Below are 16,439 nucleotides of genomic sequence, written 5' to 3' on the forward strand. Positions count from 1 at the left end.
CTGCTCCCGTCCGATCCCCCCGCCACCACCGATCATTCGAGGACCTCCACGTGCCTTTCGCCGCCATCGACCTCGGTGCCACCAGCGGCCGCGTCATCCTCGGCCGGGTCGCGCGGGACGCCCTCTCCCTCACCGAGGCGCACCGGTTCGCCAACACGCCCGTGCGCCTGCCCGGCGGACTGCACTGGGACGCGCTCGCCCTCTTCCAGGGCGCGCTGGACGGTCTGCGCCGGGCCGGCGCGCAGTCGGACGGCGTCACCTCGGTCGGCATCGACACCTGGGCCGTCGACTACGGTCTCCTCGACGCCGACGGCGCCCTGCTGGGCAATCCGTACCACTACCGCGACACCCGCACCGACACGGTCGCCGAACGCGTCCGGGAGGAGATCGGCGCGGAGCGGCTGTACCGGCTGACCGGGCTGCAGCACCTGCCCTTCAACACCGTCTACCAGCTCGCCGCCGCCTCGGGCACCGCGCAACTGGCCGCCGCGCGCACCCTGCTGCTCGTCCCCGACCTGCTGACCCACTGGCTGACCGGCACGATCGGCGCCGAGGAGACCAACGCCTCCACCACCGGCCTGTTCGACGCCCGCGCCGGGGGCTGGTCGGCGGAGCTCGCCGGGCGAATCGGCCTCGCGCCCGGGTTGCTGCCGCCGCTGCGCGCGCCGGGCGACCTCGCGGGCACACTGCTCCCCCACATCGCCACTGCCACCGGACTGCCGGAGGCGACCGCGGTGGTCACCGTCGCCTCGCACGACACCGCGTCGGCGGTGGCCGCCGTCCCGGCCACGGAACCCGGCTTCGCCTACATCTCGTGCGGCACCTGGTCGCTGGCCGGGCTGGAACTGGACGCGCCCGTGCTCTCCGAGGCCTCCCGCGCCGCCAACTTCACCAATGAGCGCGGGGTCGACGGCACGATCCGCTACCTGCGCAACATCATGGGCATGTGGCTGCTGGAGGAGTGCCGGCGCACCTGGGCCCGGCAGCGGGCCGACCCGCCTTCCCTGGACGCCCTGCTCGAACAGGCCGCCGCGGCACGGCCGTTCGCCGCCCTCCTCGACCCCGACGACCCCGCCTTCCTGCCGCCGGGCGACATGCCCGCCCGCATCCGGGACTTCTGCCTCCGTACCGGCCAGCGGCCGCCCGAGAGCCCCGGCGCCGTGGTCCGCTGCATCCTGGAGAGCCTGGCCCTCGCCCACCGCCGCACGCTGCGCCAGGCGGCCGTGCTCGCCGACCGCGAGATCACGCACGTCCACCTCGTCGGCGGCGGCTCCCGCAACGAACTGCTGTGCCGGCTCACCGCCGACGCCACGGGCCTGCCGGTCGTCGCGGGCCCCGCCGAGGCCACGGCCCTGGGCAACATCCTCGTCCAGGCCCGCGCCCACGGCCTCGTCGGCGACGGCCTCCCGGCCATGCGCGCCCTCGTCGCCGGCACCCAGCCGCTGCGCCGCCACGAACCGGACGGCGACCGGGCGGCCTGGGACGCGGCCGAGGCGAGGGTGGAGGAGTTCGCCGCGGCACGAACGAGCCGGGTGCCCCGCCCCGACGGGGCCTGAGCCTCCCCCGTCAGGGCGAACCGGCCCGCGAGCCGGGCACGTCAGGCGCGGAGGGCAGGTCCAACGGGCCGTCGGGGCCCGCGGCCGCCGCTCGCGCGGCCGCGGCCGCCTCCAGCAGGGACCAGCCGTCGACCTCCGTCCCACCCCGCTCGCCCGGTTGCCACCCGCGGGCCAGTGCCACGTCGAGCAGGGCCCGGACGGCGCCCGGTTCGTGCAGGTTCAGGCCGGCACCGTGGATGAAGCCGACGTCCCCGGAACCGAGGGGCGCCCCGCCCGGGACGTACCGGTCGGGGCCGCCGGCGAAGACGATGCGCAGCGGGCCGCCGGAGCCGGCCGGCTGCGGGACGAGCGAGAGGGTCTGACGGCAGTCCACGGCACGGCCGTCGTCGTCCCTTCGGTGGCTGTGGCTCGTCGTCCACAGGAACACGCCCCCGTCGGCGACCAGTCGGCGCGGCTTCTTCGAACTGCGAGGCACACACCGAGGATACGTGGCGCGCCCCGCCCCTCACTGACAGAAGATGTCAGTGACCATCCGCACCATCAGTGGGTGTGACCACCGATCGCTCGCACGCCCTGCTGCTGCCCGCCGTCTTCATCACCTCGCTCGGCAACAACATCCAGCTGATCGCCGCCGCACTGCTCATCGTGCGGGCCCAGGGGTCGGTGCTGGACGTGGGATGGCTCTTCATCGCCGTCGCCGTGCCGCAGGCGGTGCTCTCCCCGCCGTTCGGGCGGCTCGCCGACCGCTTCGACCGGCGGACGCTCTGGGTGGCCTGCGACGCCCTCAGCGCGCTCGCCGCGCTCGCGATGCCGCTGGGTCTGGCGATGGGCGGTGCCCGCAACGCGGTCGTCTACGGCAGCAACTTCGTGCTCGCGGTGATCGCCGCGCTGTTCGTGCCGGTCAGCGCCGCACTCGTCAAGGAACGTGTCCCCGCGGGGGAGTTGCGCCGGTTCAACGCGCACTACGAGATGGCCCTGCAGAGCGGGATGCTGCTGTCGGCGACGGTCGGCGGCATCGCCCTGCAGTTCTTCGGGCCCACCCCGCTGTGCGTGTTCAACGGGATCACCTTCGCGGTCTCCGCGGTGCTCGTGCTGGCGACCGGGCGGGCCGGGCGGCGTGGCGTCGCCCCGCGGATCACGGCCGGGGCCCCGGCCCCGGCGGCGCCCGCCCGGTCGCCGCTGGGTCCGGTGATCATGCTCTACGCGCAGGGCAGCGTGGTCGTCACCGTGTTCAACGCGCTCATGCCGGTCCTCGTCATCGCCGATCTGCACCGGGGCCCGGCCGTCGTGGGCGTGGTCGACGCGCTCGGCGGCGCCGGTTTCCTGGTCGCGGCCGCCGCCTACCGGATCACCGGCGCGCGCCTCGGCGATCTGCGGCTCGCCCTGGCCGGCTTCCTGCTCTGCAATGTGCTGTTCGCCCTCCAGCCGCGCTTCGGCGTGCCGGGGCTCCTCCTGCTCGTGCCGCTCGGCGCGTTGCTCTTCGGGCAGGCCCGCATCGCCTCCCGCACCCTGCTCATGGCCTCGGTCGGGGAGCACCGGGTGGGCCGCGCCTTCGGCGTCGCCAACGGCTGGGGACTCGCCGCGACCGTCGCCGTCATGCTGGCCACCGCCGCGGTCACCGCCCGCGCCGGAACCGCCGCGGGCTTCGCTGCCGTCGCCCTCGTCAGCGCCCTCGCCGCACTCGCCTCCGCGGCCTGGCACCGCGCGGCCCTCCGGTCCGCGCGCACCCCCGAACCCCTCCCGACCACCCCCGCAACCGCCCCCGCGGACCGGTACCCGGCCTGAAGGGCCAGGAGCGGCGCCCGCCCCGGCCGACCACAGTCGAGGAACACCGCACGAGCCGCACCTTCACCCTCACCAACAGCGGGACTCGCCTCCGCGGCCCGGCACCGCGCAGCCCGCCGACCCACGCAACCTCCGCCCCCCGCCGACCGGCGCCGCGCAGCCCGCCGATCTCGGCACCCCAAGGCCTCCCCGACCGCCCCCGCGGACGGGCACCCGGCCTGAAGGGCCAGGCGCGGCACACGCCCCGGCCGACCACGGTCGGGCAGCACCGCGTAGGCCGCGCCCTCGCCGTCACCAGCAGCGGGGACTCGCCCTACTCGCCCCCGCGCACCGGCGCCCGGTCTGGGCGGCCGGTCACGGCCGGCTCAGCCGGTCCCGTACAGCGCGGCCAGGCCGCGTGCCGAACCGATGAGCAGCTCGCGCAGCGGGAGCGGTTCGAGGACTTCGAGGTCGGGGCCGAGCCGGAGGAATTCGCCGTGGGCGTGGGCCACGGACTCGATCGGGACGAGGGCGCGGAGCCAGCCGTCGCCGTCGGGCTCGGCCCGTTCCGCGACCGCCCGCGCGACGGCGTGCGAGAGCAGCGAGGGCAGGCGCTCCGCGCCGCGCGGGGAGAGCCGGATCAGGGCCTCGCCCTGGTGGAGCCGGGCATGGAAGTCGGCGAGGTGGGCACGCCAGTACGCCGCCAGGTCGAACCCGGCCTCGGCCTCGAAGGTCTCGCCGAGCACGGCGACCGCGAGGATCTGGTCGACGCGGTACGTGCGCAGGCCGCCGTCCCCGCGCGCGACGACGTACCAGCGGCCGGCCTTGAGGACCAGGCCGTACGGCTCCAGGCGGCGCTCGCTCTCCGCGGGCTCGCGCCAGCGGCGGTAGCGCACCCGCACCGCCCGCCGGTTCCAGACCGCGTCCGCGACGGCGGGCAGATGCGGGGTCTCCTCCCCGGGGCCGTACCAGCCGGGCGCGTCCAGGTGGAAGCGCTCGCGTATCCGCTCCGCCGGCTCCCGCAGCTCCGGCGGCAGGGCGGCGCTGAACTTCAGCCGGGCCGCCGCCGCGGCCTCGCCCAGTCCGAGCTGCGCGGCGGGGTCGGGCAGCGCGGCGAGGAACCACGCCTGCGTCTCCTCGGCGGTCAGCCCGGTCAGCCGGGTGCGGTAGCCGTCGACCAGCCGGTAGCCGCCCTCGGGCCCGGCGTCGCCGTACAGGGGTATGCCGGCCTCGTGCAGCGACTGCACGTCGCGGTAGATCGTGCGGACGGACACCTCCAGCTCGTCGGCCAGCTGCTGGGCGGTGAGCCGGCCGCGTGCCTGGAGGAGCAGGAGCAAGGAGACCAGCCGGCTGGCACGCATGGCAGCAGTATCCGTGCCGCCACCGACACCGGACCGGTCCCGGTTCCCCCGGCGCCGACCGATTTGATGGCCCCCGGCGGAGCGCGCACTCTTGGGTTAGGAGACTTCGACGGGTGTGTGATCGGCGACGATGAACGCGAGTGGCGGCCCCGGGGACCCGGCCGGCGCGGCCGTGGTGGTGGTCGGTGCGCGGGGGACGGTCACCGCTTGGAGCGAGGGGGCCCGCCTGCTCCTCGGCCACACGTCCGCGCAGGCCGTCGGCCGGCCCGCGGCGGAGATCTTCTCCCCGGGGCCCCTGGTGCTCGACCGGGCGTGGCACGGCCAGAGCGCCGCGCGCCACCGGGACGGTCACCTGCTGGAGCTGGATATCCAGGTCAGCCCCGCACTCGACGGTGACGCGGCACCGTGCGGCTGCGTGATCACCGCCGCCCCGGAGGCGGCCGACGACGCCATGGTGCGGTGGGCGTTCGAGCAGTCCTCGGTGTCGATGTCCCTGTACGACGACGGCCTGCGGCACCGGCGGCTCAACCGGCTCGCCCTGGGGGCCATGGGGGACGTTCCCGAGGAGTCGCTGCGCGGCACCCCGTACCAGGAGATCGTCCCGGAGGAGGCCGGCCGGCGCGGCTACGGCGACCACCTGCGCCAGGTGGCCGAGACGGGCCGGGCCATGCACTACGAGTGCTACACGCGCGACCCGGTCTCGTCGCGCGACTTCGCCTGGAACACCGACATGTGGCCGGTCCGGGACCCGCGGGGGCGGGTCCGGGGGGTGGCGGTCGCGGCGTTCGACAGCACCGCCCAGTTCTGGGCGCGGCAGCGGCTCGCGCTGCTCAACGAGGCGGGCGCCGCCATCGGCACCACCTTGGACGTGGTGCGCACCGCCGACGAACTGGCGGAGCTGGCCGTGCCGCGGCTGGCCGATTTCGTGAGCGTGGACCTGCTGGACTCCGTGCTGCACGGCGAGGAGCCGCCGCCGGGCCCCGTCGACACGGCGGTGGTGCTGCGCCGGGTGGCGCACCGCTCGCGGTCGGACGCGCCGGTCGCCGCCGTGGAACTGGGCGAGGTGGACACCTATCCCGAGTTCTCGCCGCCCGCACGCTGCCTGGCCGAAGGCCGCGCGGTGCTCAGCCAGGCGGGGAACGTCGACTTCTCCCTGTGGGTGGCGCACAACGCGCTGCGCGACGCCAAGGTGCGCCGGCACGGCCTCCACACGGTGATGGCGGTGCCCCTGATGGCCCGCGGGGTCACCCTGGGCGTGGCACTCTTCGCCCGGGGCACCCGGCCGGAGGGCTTCATCGACGACGACATGACGCTCGCCGAGGAACTGGCCGGGCGGGCCGCGGTCTGCGTCGACAACGCGCGCCGCTTCACCCGCGAGCACGGCACGGCCCTGGCGCTGCAGCGCAGCCTGCTGCCAGGGCGGCTCGGCGACCAGCCCGCGGTGGAGGTGGCGTCCCGCTATCTGCCGGCCGGCTCCCAGGCGGGGGTGGGAGGCGACTGGTTCGACGTCGTCCCGCTGTCCGGCACCCGGGTCGCGCTGGTCGTCGGCGACGTGGTCGGCCACGGCATCCACGCCTCGGCCACCATGGGCCGGCTCCGCACGGCGGTGCGGACCCTGGCCGACGTGGACCTGCCGCCCGACGAACTGCTCACGCACCTCGACGACCTCGTCGCCCATCTCAACTCGGAGGACGACGCCCGCGGGGAACGCGGACCGGGGACCAGCACCGAGGTGGGCGCGACCTGCCTGTACGCGGTGTACGACCCCATCTCCCGGCGGTGCTCGATGGCCAGCGCCGGTCACCCGTCGCCTGTACTGCGACTGCCCGACGGGACGGTGGAGGTCGTCCCGGTGTCCGCGGGCCCTCCGCTGGGCATCGGCGGTCTGCCCTTCGAGGCGACGGAACGGGAGCTGCCCGAGGGCAGCGTGCTGGCCCTCTACACCGACGGGCTGATCGGCAGCAGGGACTTCGACCTGGACGCGGGCCTGGAGCGGCTGCGCGGCGCGCTCGCGGCTCCCGCCCCCACCATCGAGTCGGCCTGCGACACGATCCTCAAGTCGCTCCCGCCGGACCGGCCGGTCGACGACGTGGCGCTGCTGCTGGCCCGTACCCGTGCGCTGAACACCGCCCAGGTCGCCGTCTGGGACGTGCCCTCCGACCCGGCGAAGGTGGCCGAGACCCGGCAGGCCACGGCGGAACTGCTGCGCTGCTGGGGCATGGAGGAGGCGGTGCCCGTCACCGAGCTGGTGGTGAGCGAGCTGGTCACCAACGCCATCCGGCACGGGTCGCCGCCGGTCCAGCTGCGGGTCATCCGCGACCGCTCCCTCATCTGCGAGGTCTCCGACGGCAGCAACACCGCCCCGCACCTGCGCCGTGCGCGCTCGGACGACGAGGGCGGCCGCGGTCTGCTGCTGGTCGCGCAGCTGACGCAGGCGTGGGGGACCCGGCAGGCCGCGACCGGAAAGACGATCTGGGCGGAACAGGCGCTCTAGGCCCGGCGCGGGGCCTTCCGGGGCTTCCGGCCGCGTCCGCGTCGCGCCCGGTATGACGAGGTGTCAGACTCGGCCCATGATCGCCCGTTTCCGCCCGGCCGCCCTGCGCTGGACGGTCGTCGTGCCGGTGCTCTCGGTCGTGATGCTCGCTCTCACCTGGGGCCGGTCGCTCCCGGTGCCGGTGGTCGTCGTGGTGGCCCTGTTCCTGGCGGCGGCGGTGCTCGCGGCCGTGCACCACGCGGAGGTGGTGGCGCACCGGGTGGGCGAGCCGTTCGGCTCGCTGGTGCTGGCGGTGTCGGTGACGGTCATCGAGGTGGCGCTGATCCTCACGCTGACGGCGGACGGCGGCCCGAAGAGCGCGGGGCTCGCCCGGGACACCGTCTTCGCGGCGGTGATGATCACCTGCAACGGCATCCTCGGGCTGTGCCTGCTGGTGGGGGCGCTGCGCCGCCGGGTGGCGGTCTTCCACCCCGAGGGGACCGGGGCCGCGCTGGGGTCCGTGGCGACCCTGGCGACGCTCAGCCTCGTCCTGCCGACCTTCACCACCAGCGCGCCGGGGCAGCGGTTCTCCACGACCCAGCTCGCCTTCGCCGCGCTGGCCTCGCTGGTGCTGTACGGGCTGTTCGTGGCCACCCAGACGGTGCGCCACCGCGACTACTTCCTGCCGGTGACCTCGACCGGCCGGGTCATCACGGACGACGAGCACTCCGAGCCGCCGACCACCCGGGCCGCGCTGTTCAGCCTGGCGCTGCTGGGCGTCGCCCTGATCGCGGTGGTGGGCCTGGCCAAAGTGGAGGCCCCGACGATCGAGCACGGGGTGGCGGTCGCCGGGCTGCCCTCCTCCTTCGTCGGCGTGGTCATCGCGCTGCTGGTGCTGCTGCCGGAGACGATCGCCGCGGTGCGGGCCGCCGCCCGGGACCGGGTGCAGACCAGCCTCAACCTCGCGCTCGGCTCCGCCATGGCGAGCATCGGGCTGACCATCCCGGCGGTGGCGGTGGCCTCGTTCTGGATGCCCGGCCCCCTGGTGCTGGGGCTCGGTGCCACGCACATGGTGCTGCTGGCGATCACGGTCGCCGTGGGGACGCTGACGGTGGTCCCGGGCCGCGCCACGCCCCTGCAGGGCGGGCTGCACCTGTCGCTGCTGGCGGCCTACATCGTGCTGGCCATCAGTCCCTGACGCTCTTTTGACCCGGCCCGGGGGCATGAAGGAGCCGGACCGAAGCAGGCGTGGGTGATGGAGTGCGTGGTGTACCAGGAGCGCTCGGGCGGCGCCGAGCGGGTGGAGTGCGAGGACTGCGGCGGGCCGGACGCGCCGGGCGAGGTGTGCGAGGCGGCGCTGAAGCGCCTGGCCGGTCTGGGCGACGGGGAGTTCGGCTGGGTGCACCTGGTCGATCCCGCGGAGGACTCGGTGGCACGGCTCGCCGGACCCCTCGGGCTGCACTCCCTGGCGGCCGAGGACGCCGTCCAGGCACATCAGCGTCCCAAGCAGGAGCGGTACGGCGACGTGCTCGCCGTGGCGCTGAAGACGCTGTGGTACCTGCCGGACGACGCGGCGGTCGAGACCGGCGAGATGATGCTGTTCCTGGGCCCGCGCTTCGTCCTGACGGTCCGCCACGGCTCGGCCGACCCGGCGGCCGAGGCCGCCCGCCGGCTCCGGGAGGACACCACGACGCTGCGCTTCGGCCCGCCCGCGGTGCTGCACGCGCTGCTCGACGTCGTGGTCGACGACTACGGCGACGCCGCGGAGAAGGTCCGCGACACGCTCGGCGCCCTGGAGCGCAGCGTCTTCTCCGCCGCGCGGGAGGACATCGCCGGGGAGATCTACTCCCTCAAGCGGGAGGTACTGGAGTTCCGCGACGCGGTGCAGCCGCTCGTCCCGGTGGTCCGGTCGTTCGCCGGGCCGCTCGCGCGGTGGCCGCGGGAGGCGATGCCGTACTTCCGCGACGTCGATGATCATCTGCGCCGCACCGACACCGAGATCCGCTCCCTGGACGAGCTGATGAACTCGGTGCTCGACGCGCATCTCGCGCGCGTCGGCACCTGGCAGAACGACGACATGCGCCGGATCTCGGCATGGGCGGCGATCCTCGCCGTACCGACGATGGTGGCCGGGGTGTACGGCATGAACTTCGCCCACATGCCGGAACTCGGCTGGTCCTTCGGCTACCCGCTGGCCGTGGGGGTGATGGCGGCCGGCGCGGGCCTGCTGTACCGGGCCTTCCGCCGCAACGGCTGGCTCTGAGCCGCCTGCTACAACGAGTCCGCCACGACACGGCCCGCCATCACGGCCTCCACGAAGGGCCCGGGCGGCGCGTAGTGGTGGGTCAGGACGTAGTGGGCGACCATGTCCGGGGCGATCAGCCAGGTGTCGGCGCCGGTGTGGACCCGGACCTCGCCGTGGCCGACGAGGATGCGCTCGCGTCCCCGGGCCACGGTGACGGGGTGGGCCCGCCGGCCGCCCCCGAAGAAGCGGCGGCGGCACAGCCCGCAGCCGTGCCAGCCGCGGGTGATGGCGAAGCGGTGGTCACGGCAGAGCGCGAACAGCCGGTCGGCGAAGGCCTCGTCGGGCTCGGCGCGGCTGAAGGGGTGGGCGGGGTCGAGCCATCCGACGGCGCGCGCGGAGACCTCGGACGGAATCGTTTCTGTGAAATAGCCGTACGAACTCAGGTCCTCGTAGTACGTCATGCCGCCCCTCCGCGGGCTCCGCGCCGCGCGCGGTAGCTGGTCAACCGCGGGCCAGCGTCCATCACGGAGGCCGCCCGGTCAATCACCCGTTCGCGCGGCGCGTCCCGCCCACCGCGCGCACCGGCGCTCCGGCCAGCGGCGACGGGGCGCGCCCGGTGACCGGCGGCCGCGGCCGGACGGAAGGAGAACCCGAAAGAGATCATGGCCGGACGGATGTCCCCGACCGGCCCGCCCGCTCAGCCGGTGACCCGCTCCGCGTCCGCGTCGCCCGCCGGGTCCTCCGCCGTCGCCGCGCGCGGCGACGGCAGGACGCCCCTGCGGCCCAGCCAGTCGCTGAACAGCCCGTGCACCGCCCCCGCACCCACCAGCCGCTCGTCCGGGCCCGGCCCCTCCAGCTCGTAGGGGTGCAGCAGGAAGGCGCGGCTCTGGTCGCCGCCCAGTCCGCCGTGCGAGCCGACCTGCTCCTCGAAGGCGTGCACCGCGTGGGTCACCGGGTCGTACGCGGAATTGACCATGATGTCCGCCGCGTGCGGGAAGGCGGCGGTGCGCCGCACGGCCGCCACCGCGTGCGGGCCGAAGGGCGCCAGTGGGTCGGGGCCGGTCACCCGGCCGGTGTCCAGCTCGTGCTCCCCGCCCCCGGGGCCCAGCACCAGCGGCCCCCGCCCGGCGTCCTGGACCAGCAGGAAGCCGATGCCCGGGTGCTCGGCGAGCGTGCGCAGCAGCGCGGGGTGGCGGGCCTCGATCCGTGCCCGGTCGGCGCGGCCCGGAAGGTCCGGGAAGGAGATCAGCCCGAGGTTGCCGGAGGCCAGCACCACCGGGTCCGAGGACGGACCCGCGGTCGCGTGCTCCTCCTCGGTGTGCCGGTTCCACTCCGGGCGGTTCAGCGCCGCGCGCGCCGCGGCACGCGCCTCGGCACCGCTCACCGTGCGCCGGGCCCGGCGCCGCACCGGCAGCCCGCACCCGGCGCGGACCAGGTCCTTCAGGGTCAGTCCGTAGGCGCTCTCGAAGGTCTCGCCGTGGCTCTGCCCGTGGTCGGACAGCAGCACCAGCCGGTAGGGGCGGGGGGCGTACCGCGACGCGTCCGCGATCATCCGGACGACCCGGTCCAGGCGGCGCAGGACGCGCATGGCGTCCCGGCTGCGGGGGCCGGAGTGGTGGGCGACCTCGTCGTAGGCGACCAGGTCCGCGTAGACGGCGGTGCGCCCGGCGAGCATGTCGCCGACCACCGCCGCCGCGGCCACATCGCGCTCCACGACCGTGGCGAAGGCCCGCAGGAAGGGGTAGAGCCCGCCGCGCCGCACCCGGGGGCGGTCGCCCCGCAGCCGGGCGGCCGAGGACTCGCAGATCTCCCGCACCACCTCGGCCAGGAAGGACGCGGCCGTGCGCACGGCGTTGGCGGGGTCGGAGAAGTACGCGAAGTAGCCGGTGCGCGAGCGGGTCTCGCGCACCCGCGCTATCCGCGGCGCGGCGCCCGCCGTCTCCCGTCCCCGGACCCGGGAGACCCGGGCGGCCGAGGCGGCGACGGTGCGGGCCATCGCCAGCCGGTCCGCGGAGAAGCGCCGGCGCCGGGTCGAGACCGACATGACCAGGGCGAGCTGTTCCGCGCCGCCGCTGAAGAGGTTGCCGCGGCTGGCGCCGTCCGGGGCGAGCAGACCCGGCCGTCCGGTGCGGGCGACCGCGCGCCGCTCCAGCTCGGCGGCGCACGACGGCCGGTTGCAGACCATCACCTGCGCCGTGTCCTTCTCGTACCACCGGAAGGCCGGCACGTCCGCGTCGGAGCCGTGCAGGATCGCCAGCTGGCTCGCTCCGGTCTGGCTGCTCCAGTCCGTGATCCAGGGCACCAGGCGATGGCTGCTGTCCAGCCACCGCGCCACCGTCTCCATCGCGGGCGGCCTCAACCGCCCGCTCCTCGACGGCATCGGCCGCACGGCCTCGCGCAGTACGTCGTGCCCGACCCCGTCCAGCTGCACGAAGACGAAGCCCGGTTCCTGCGCTTCGCGCCGCGCACCGCCGTCCGCGCCCCGCGGTCTGCGGCGGCGGCCGGCCAGCCGGGCGAGCCGGCGCCCGTAGGCCGCGTCGTCGCGCATCGCGAGGGCCGTACTGGTGCCGGAGGACGCCGCCGACATCACGGCGGCGATGGCGACGGCCGTCGCGGGACGGATGTCGCCCTGCCAGTCGGGGGTGAACCGGATGGCGATCAGCAGCAGGGAGCCGTTGAGGAAGAACACCAGCAGCCCGAGCACCAGGGCCGGCACCAGCAGCACCGCGCGCACCAGCACCGGCCAGACCAGGGCGCTGAGCAGGCCGAACGCCCCCGCCGCGACGGCCGCCGTGATCGCGATCCGGGTCGGGCTGTCGCCGCTCGGCGACTGGATGCGGAAGTCCGGCAGGATCCCGGCGAGCGCGGCCATCGTCGCCGTCGACACCGCCCAGACCAGGAGTACGCGGGCGATCGTGTACCCGGCGGCTCGCCACCGATGCAGCACCGCCCACCTCACCTCACGTCCGAACGGCCTTCGACATCCCCAAGCCTGACACAGGCCCTCCGGCGCACCGCAGGCGCGGCGGAGCATAGGCTCGCGTGGAGGCGTGGCGAGGCGAGGAGGCGGGCGTGGCGGTCGAGATCACCTGGTGGGGTCATGCGACGGTGACCGTGCGGGACTCCGGCGTGCGGGTGCTCACCGATCCGCTCTTCGTCCCCCGCCTCGCGCACCTGCGCAGGCGGCGCGGGGCCGTACCGCCGCCCGGCGCGGCGCTCGCGGATGTGGCGCTCGTCTCCCACCTGCACGCGGACCATCTGCACACCGGATCACTGGCCCGGCTCGCCCGCGGCACCCGCGTCCTGGTGCCGCGCGGCGCGTCCGCCGCCGTGCCCCGCCTGCGGCGGCTCGCGACGGACCTGCGGCTGGACGTGACCGAGGTCGCCCCCGGCGACAAGGTGCGGGTGGGGGATCTGACCGTGCGCGTGGTGCCCGCGGCGCACGACGGACGCCGCCTGCCCTACGGCCCGGAGCGCTCGCCCGCGCTCGGCTACGTCCTGGAGGGCGAGGAGCGCACGTACTTCGCCGGCGACACCGGTCTGTTCGACGCCATGGCCGAGGAGGTCGGGCCCTGCGACGCCGCGCTGCTGCCGGTCGGCGGCTGGGGTCCGTTCCTGGGCGACGGCCACCTGAACCCGGCGCGCGCCGCCCAGGCCCTCGCCCGGCTGGCCCCGCGCGCGGCCGTGCCGATCCACTACGGCACCTACTGGCCGATCGGCATGGACGCCGTCCGCCCCCATGAGTTCCACTCCCCCGGCGACGAGTTCGCCCGCCTGGCGGGGGACGTCGCACCGCGGGTGGCCGTGCACCGCCTGGACCACGGGGAGAACCTGCGGCTGGAGGCGGCCCGGTGAGCGGACTCAGCGGTCTGGTGCATCTGGCGGCCGAGCAGACCTCCACGGAGTCCACCCGGCAGGCGGTGGGCTACCCGTCGCTCTTCCTGCTCGTCGTCCTGGGCTCCCTGGTGCCCGTCGTGCCCACCGGGGCCCTGGTCAGCGGCGCCGCCGTCGTGGCCTTCCACCAGACGGCGCCCTTCTCGCTTGCGCTGGTCTTCGTCGTCGCCTCCGCCGCCGCCTTCCTGGGCGACATCGCCCTGTACTGGCTCGGCCACCGCGGCGTGCACTCGCGCGGCGGCTCCCGCTGGCTGCGGCGGATCCAGGACCGCGCCGACCCCGGGCACCTGGCCGACGCCCAGCGCCGGCTGGACGAGCACGGGGTCGCCGTCCTCGTCCTGTCCCGGCTCGTCCCGGCAGGACGCATCCCCGTCATGCTCGCCTGCCTGCTCGCCGAGATGCCCCCGCGCCGCTTCGCCCGCGGCGACATCCCCGCCTGCCTGGCCTGGGCGGCGGCCTACCAGCTCATCGGCATCCTCGGCGGGTCCCTCTTCCCCGAACCCTGGCAGGGCGTCGTCGTCGCCGTCGCCCTCACGTTCGCCGTGGCCGCCGCCCCCCAGCTCTGGCGCCGCCTGCGCCCCCACCCCGACACCCCCGATCCGCACGACGCCTCCGCCCACTGACGGCCCGGCCGCGGCGGGCCGGATGGGGGGCGGGTATCGGGCGCGGCACAGCCTGCCGAAGGCCATGCGCGAGGGCCGCACCGGCCGTTCCTCGTCAGCAGGGGTCGGAGCCGACCGGCAGGTGACGAGGCGGGCTCGCGCACGCGCCACCCCCCGCCGGGCCGGCCGGACCGGGTGCCAGCCCGCGGTCGTCGCCGGAGGGCACGTGGTCCGGGGGTGGGCGGTCGCGCGGCCCATGCGCGACGTATCCGCCACCGCCTCGGCAGTCCGAGCCCCCGCCGGGGCCCTGCAGCACGACACCTCACCCACCGCGCGCCCTGGCACGAGACGGCGCGGAGACCCGCGAGACAGGCGCCCTCCGCCCCCCGCTCCGGCGCCCCTGCGCCCGGTCCCCCCGGAGGGCACAGTGCCCGGGGTCATGCACAGGCAGCCAGGCGGCGGCCCACGCGCGGCGTATCGCGACCGCCACGGCACTGCGCGCCCCCGCCGGAGACCCGGCGGCACGGCACCGCGCCCCACTGCGCGCCCGGCACGAGACGGCGCGGCTCTGGCGCCGCCTCCGCCTCCGCCCCGACACGCCGGCCCGGCCGCGGGCATGCCGCCGTGTGCGAGGGGGGCGGACGCCGCCGTGGTCACGTTGCGGACGACCCGCCGGGGAGCCGGACGCGTCGGCGGCCGTGGCGGCCCACGCACGGCAGGCCGTCACCCGGGAATGCACGCACAACCGGGCCACCGCCGGCTCTGCCGAGTCGGAACACCAGCGGCACAGCCCGCCATGCGCCCCGGCGCCGGGACCGGCGCGGAACAATCCCGTTCCCCGGCCCGGGTCAGTCGGTCGCCGTGGTGAGGGTCTCCAAGGCGGACGCCAGCGCCGCGACCGCCGCAGCCACGTGGGGCAGGGCGAGAGGGGCGGGGGAGGCCAGTGCGGCGGCGCGTTGGGAGGCGTCGGTGCCGTGGAGCGGGCCGGTGTCGATGCGGACGCGGAGGGCCTCGGGGTCGTCGCCGAAGCGGTGTGCGCCGGGCGCGGGCCGGCCCAGGCGGTCGGTGAGGACGGCCTCGAGGCTTTCGGCGTCGGTGACGCCGGCCGCGGCGAGTTCGGAGCGCAGCGGGCTGAAGTCGGCGTACAGGTGGAAGCCCGCCTCCGGGGGACGGGACAGGGCGCCGGCCCGGCCCACGACGTCGCAGGCGGCCCCCGCCATGGCGGCGTGCAGGCGGTTGGCCGCGGCGAGGTGCGCGCGGACCTCGGAGGGCTCGGACAGGGCGTGGGCGGCCGCGTCGGCGACCGGGCCCGGCAGCAGGGCGCGCAGGTCGGCGCAGTGCCGCAGGACGTCGGTCCGCAGGCTCGTGCCCCGCTCCGTGGCGGGGAAGCGGACGACGGCCGCGGGCCAGCCCGGCGGGGCGAGGGCCGCGCCGAGGTCGCTGATGACGACCGTCCGGGCGGGCAGCATCTCCGCCGGGGAGAGCAGCATCGTCTCGTGCGGCCGGTGCACGGCGTCGCCGTACGTCTCGTCGGACACCAGCAGCAGGCCGGCCTCCTCCGCCGCCTCGCACACCTCGTGCAGCAGTTCGGGCGGGGTCACGGTGCCGCTGGGGTCGTCGGCCGCGGCCAGGACCACCACCCGCGGCTCCGCGCCGTCCCCGCGGGCCCGCCGCACCGCCTCCAGCAGCGTGAAGGGGTCGGGCGCGCCGCCGCCGACCGAAGGCGTCGGCACGGCCACCGGGCGGCGGCCCAGCAGCCGCACCAGCGGCACGTGCCAGGCGGCGGAGGGCCGGGCGACCACGACGTCCCCGCCGATCGCCGCCAGCAGGGCGAGCAGCAGCGGCTCCGCGCCCGGTCCTGCGGCGGTGTGCGCGGCGTCCGTCGGCAGCCCGCGGCGGTCCCAGTAGCCCGCGGCGGCGGCCCGTACGGCCGCGCCGCCGCCCGGCGGATCGGCGGCCGAACGGCCCGGGAGGTCCGCGGCGATGCGCTCCGCCCAGTACGCGGGGACCGGCAGTCCGGGGTCGGGGCGGGCGGCGTACGGCGCGACGCAGCTCGCCGGGGCGGGCGGGGACGTCCGCTGCATCCGTACCTCCGGTGGTGGGGTCGGTCCTTCGGTCACCCTCGCACGCGGCGGCGGCTCCGCTCCCCGTCGGCGCGCGAACCCCACTGCGTAGCCCCGGCAATTGAGGGCAACCGGATTCCAGGAGGTGTTTCCATGGTCCCGCTTCTGCTCGTCCTTCTTCTCGCCCTGGTGCTCTTCGGGGCGGGTTTCGCCGTCAAGGTGCTCTGGTGGGTGGCTCTGATCGTCCTGGTGCTGTGGCTGGTCGGTTTCGTGGCCCGCAGCGGTTCCGGCGGGTCGCGCTGGTACCGGTGGTAGACGCCGGTCCCGGGGAACGAACGCGGGGCGTGGGGGGGGGGGGGGGGGGGGGGGGGCCCCGCCCCCCCCGCGCGCGGGGGGCCCCCCCCCCCGGGCCCCCCCCCCCCCCGGCCGCCCCCGCCCCCCCCCCCCCCCCCCCCCCCCCCCCCCCCCCCCCCCCCCCACG

The 16,439-nt window shown here is 76.1% G+C and carries 13 protein-coding genes; 8 read left to right on the forward strand and 5 right to left on the reverse strand.

The features are described from left to right. Positions 1–50: 50 nt before the first annotated feature. The gene (locus ACIP98_RS34920; protein ID WP_401980002.1) at positions 51–1,556 is read left to right on the forward strand and encodes a rhamnulokinase family protein; all 1,506 of its coding nucleotides are present in this window, start codon (positions 51–53) and stop codon (positions 1,554–1,556) included. 10 nt (positions 1,557–1,566) lie between these two features. Here the strand turns inward: ACIP98_RS34920 and ACIP98_RS34925 are convergent, their stop codons facing one another. Continuing rightward, positions 1,567–2,031, reverse strand: a complete 465-nt coding sequence (locus ACIP98_RS34925) for a hypothetical protein (RefSeq protein WP_401980004.1) — start codon at positions 2,029–2,031, stop codon at positions 1,567–1,569. 74 nt (positions 2,032–2,105) lie between these two features. Between ACIP98_RS34925 and ACIP98_RS34930 the strand changes: the two genes are divergently transcribed. Then, positions 2,106–3,341: an MFS transporter gene (locus tag ACIP98_RS34930; RefSeq protein WP_401980006.1), complete on the forward strand. Its 1,236-nt coding sequence runs from the start codon at positions 2,106–2,108 to the stop codon at positions 3,339–3,341. A gap of 365 nt (positions 3,342–3,706) precedes the next feature. Here the strand turns inward: ACIP98_RS34930 and ACIP98_RS34935 are convergent, their stop codons facing one another. After that, the gene (locus tag ACIP98_RS34935) at positions 3,707–4,681 is read right to left on the reverse strand and encodes a WYL domain-containing protein (protein ID WP_319664866.1); all 975 of its coding nucleotides are present in this window, start codon (positions 4,679–4,681) and stop codon (positions 3,707–3,709) included. Positions 4,682–4,811: 130 nt separating this feature from the next. Here ACIP98_RS34935 and ACIP98_RS34940 point away from each other — a divergent pair, with 130 nt between their 5' ends. From ACIP98_RS34940 to ACIP98_RS34950, 3 genes are all read left to right on the forward strand, one after another. Then, a complete protein-coding gene (locus tag ACIP98_RS34940; RefSeq protein ID WP_401980007.1) occupies positions 4,812–7,175 on the forward strand; it encodes a SpoIIE family protein phosphatase in 2,364 nt (787 codons plus the stop codon). A gap of 76 nt (positions 7,176–7,251) precedes the next feature. Continuing rightward, positions 7,252–8,352, forward strand: coding sequence for an ionic transporter y4hA (locus ACIP98_RS34945; protein WP_319664862.1), 1,101 nt, complete (start codon positions 7,252–7,254; stop codon positions 8,350–8,352). Between the two features lie 57 nt (positions 8,353–8,409). Beyond that, the gene (locus ACIP98_RS34950) at positions 8,410–9,417 is read left to right on the forward strand and encodes a magnesium and cobalt transport protein CorA (RefSeq protein WP_401980010.1); all 1,008 of its coding nucleotides are present in this window, start codon (positions 8,410–8,412) and stop codon (positions 9,415–9,417) included. 8 nt (positions 9,418–9,425) lie between these two features. Here ACIP98_RS34950 and ACIP98_RS34955 read toward each other — a convergent pair whose 3' ends face one another. Both ACIP98_RS34955 and ACIP98_RS34960 read right to left on the reverse strand, forming a co-directional pair. Further along, a complete protein-coding gene (locus ACIP98_RS34955; RefSeq protein ID WP_319664858.1) occupies positions 9,426–9,860 on the reverse strand; it encodes a hypothetical protein in 435 nt (144 codons plus the stop codon). 236 nt (positions 9,861–10,096) lie between these two features. Then, complete coding sequence (locus ACIP98_RS34960; RefSeq protein WP_319664897.1) at positions 10,097–12,343, reverse strand: phage holin family protein; 2,247 nt, start codon at positions 12,341–12,343, stop codon at positions 10,097–10,099. 128 nt (positions 12,344–12,471) lie between these two features. Here ACIP98_RS34960 and ACIP98_RS34965 point away from each other — a divergent pair, with 128 nt between their 5' ends. Then, positions 12,472–13,254 (forward strand): MBL fold metallo-hydrolase, encoded by a 783-nt coding sequence (locus tag ACIP98_RS34965; RefSeq protein WP_401980013.1) that lies wholly within the window; start codon positions 12,472–12,474, stop codon positions 13,252–13,254. Then, positions 13,251–13,916, forward strand: coding sequence for a DedA family protein (locus tag ACIP98_RS34970; protein ID WP_319664855.1), 666 nt, complete (start codon positions 13,251–13,253; stop codon positions 13,914–13,916). The genes ACIP98_RS34965 and ACIP98_RS34970 overlap by 4 nt, the downstream gene beginning before the upstream one ends. A gap of 827 nt (positions 13,917–14,743) precedes the next feature. On the opposite strand, the gene ACIP98_RS34975 is transcribed toward ACIP98_RS34970, so the two are convergent. Beyond that, complete coding sequence (locus ACIP98_RS34975) at positions 14,744–15,979, reverse strand: aminotransferase class I/II-fold pyridoxal phosphate-dependent enzyme (protein WP_319664854.1); 1,236 nt, start codon at positions 15,977–15,979, stop codon at positions 14,744–14,746. 132 nt (positions 15,980–16,111) lie between these two features. Between ACIP98_RS34975 and ACIP98_RS34980 the strand changes: the two genes are divergently transcribed. After that, positions 16,112–16,273 (forward strand): hydrophobic protein, encoded by a 162-nt coding sequence (locus tag ACIP98_RS34980; RefSeq protein WP_319664852.1) that lies wholly within the window; start codon positions 16,112–16,114, stop codon positions 16,271–16,273. Positions 16,274–16,439: the final 166 nt, after the last annotated feature.

This window comes from Streptomyces sp. NPDC088354, from assembly GCF_044753585.1.
Lineage (GTDB): Bacteria > Actinomycetota > Actinomycetes > Streptomycetales > Streptomycetaceae > Actinacidiphila.

Excerpts from the sequence above, each read along its gene's own strand:
- ACIP98_RS34935 (WP_319664866.1), bottom strand. The coding sequence starts at position 4,681 with ATGCGTGCCAGCCGGCTGGTCTCCTTGCTCCTGCTCCTCCAGGCACGC.
- ACIP98_RS34940 (WP_401980007.1), top strand. The coding sequence starts at position 4,812 with ATGAACGCGAGTGGCGGCCCCGGGGACCCGGCCGGCGCGGCCGTGGTG.
- ACIP98_RS34945 (WP_319664862.1), top strand. The coding sequence starts at position 7,252 with ATGATCGCCCGTTTCCGCCCGGCCGCCCTGCGCTGGACGGTCGTCGTG.
- ACIP98_RS34950 (WP_401980010.1), top strand. The coding sequence starts at position 8,410 with ATGGAGTGCGTGGTGTACCAGGAGCGCTCGGGCGGCGCCGAGCGGGTG.
- ACIP98_RS34955 (WP_319664858.1), bottom strand. The coding sequence starts at position 9,860 with ATGACGTACTACGAGGACCTGAGTTCGTACGGCTATTTCACAGAAACG.
- ACIP98_RS34975 (WP_319664854.1), bottom strand. The coding sequence starts at position 15,979 with ATGCAGCGGACGTCCCCGCCCGCCCCGGCGAGCTGCGTCGCGCCGTAC.
- ACIP98_RS34980 (WP_319664852.1), top strand. The coding sequence starts at position 16,112 with ATGGTCCCGCTTCTGCTCGTCCTTCTTCTCGCCCTGGTGCTCTTCGGG.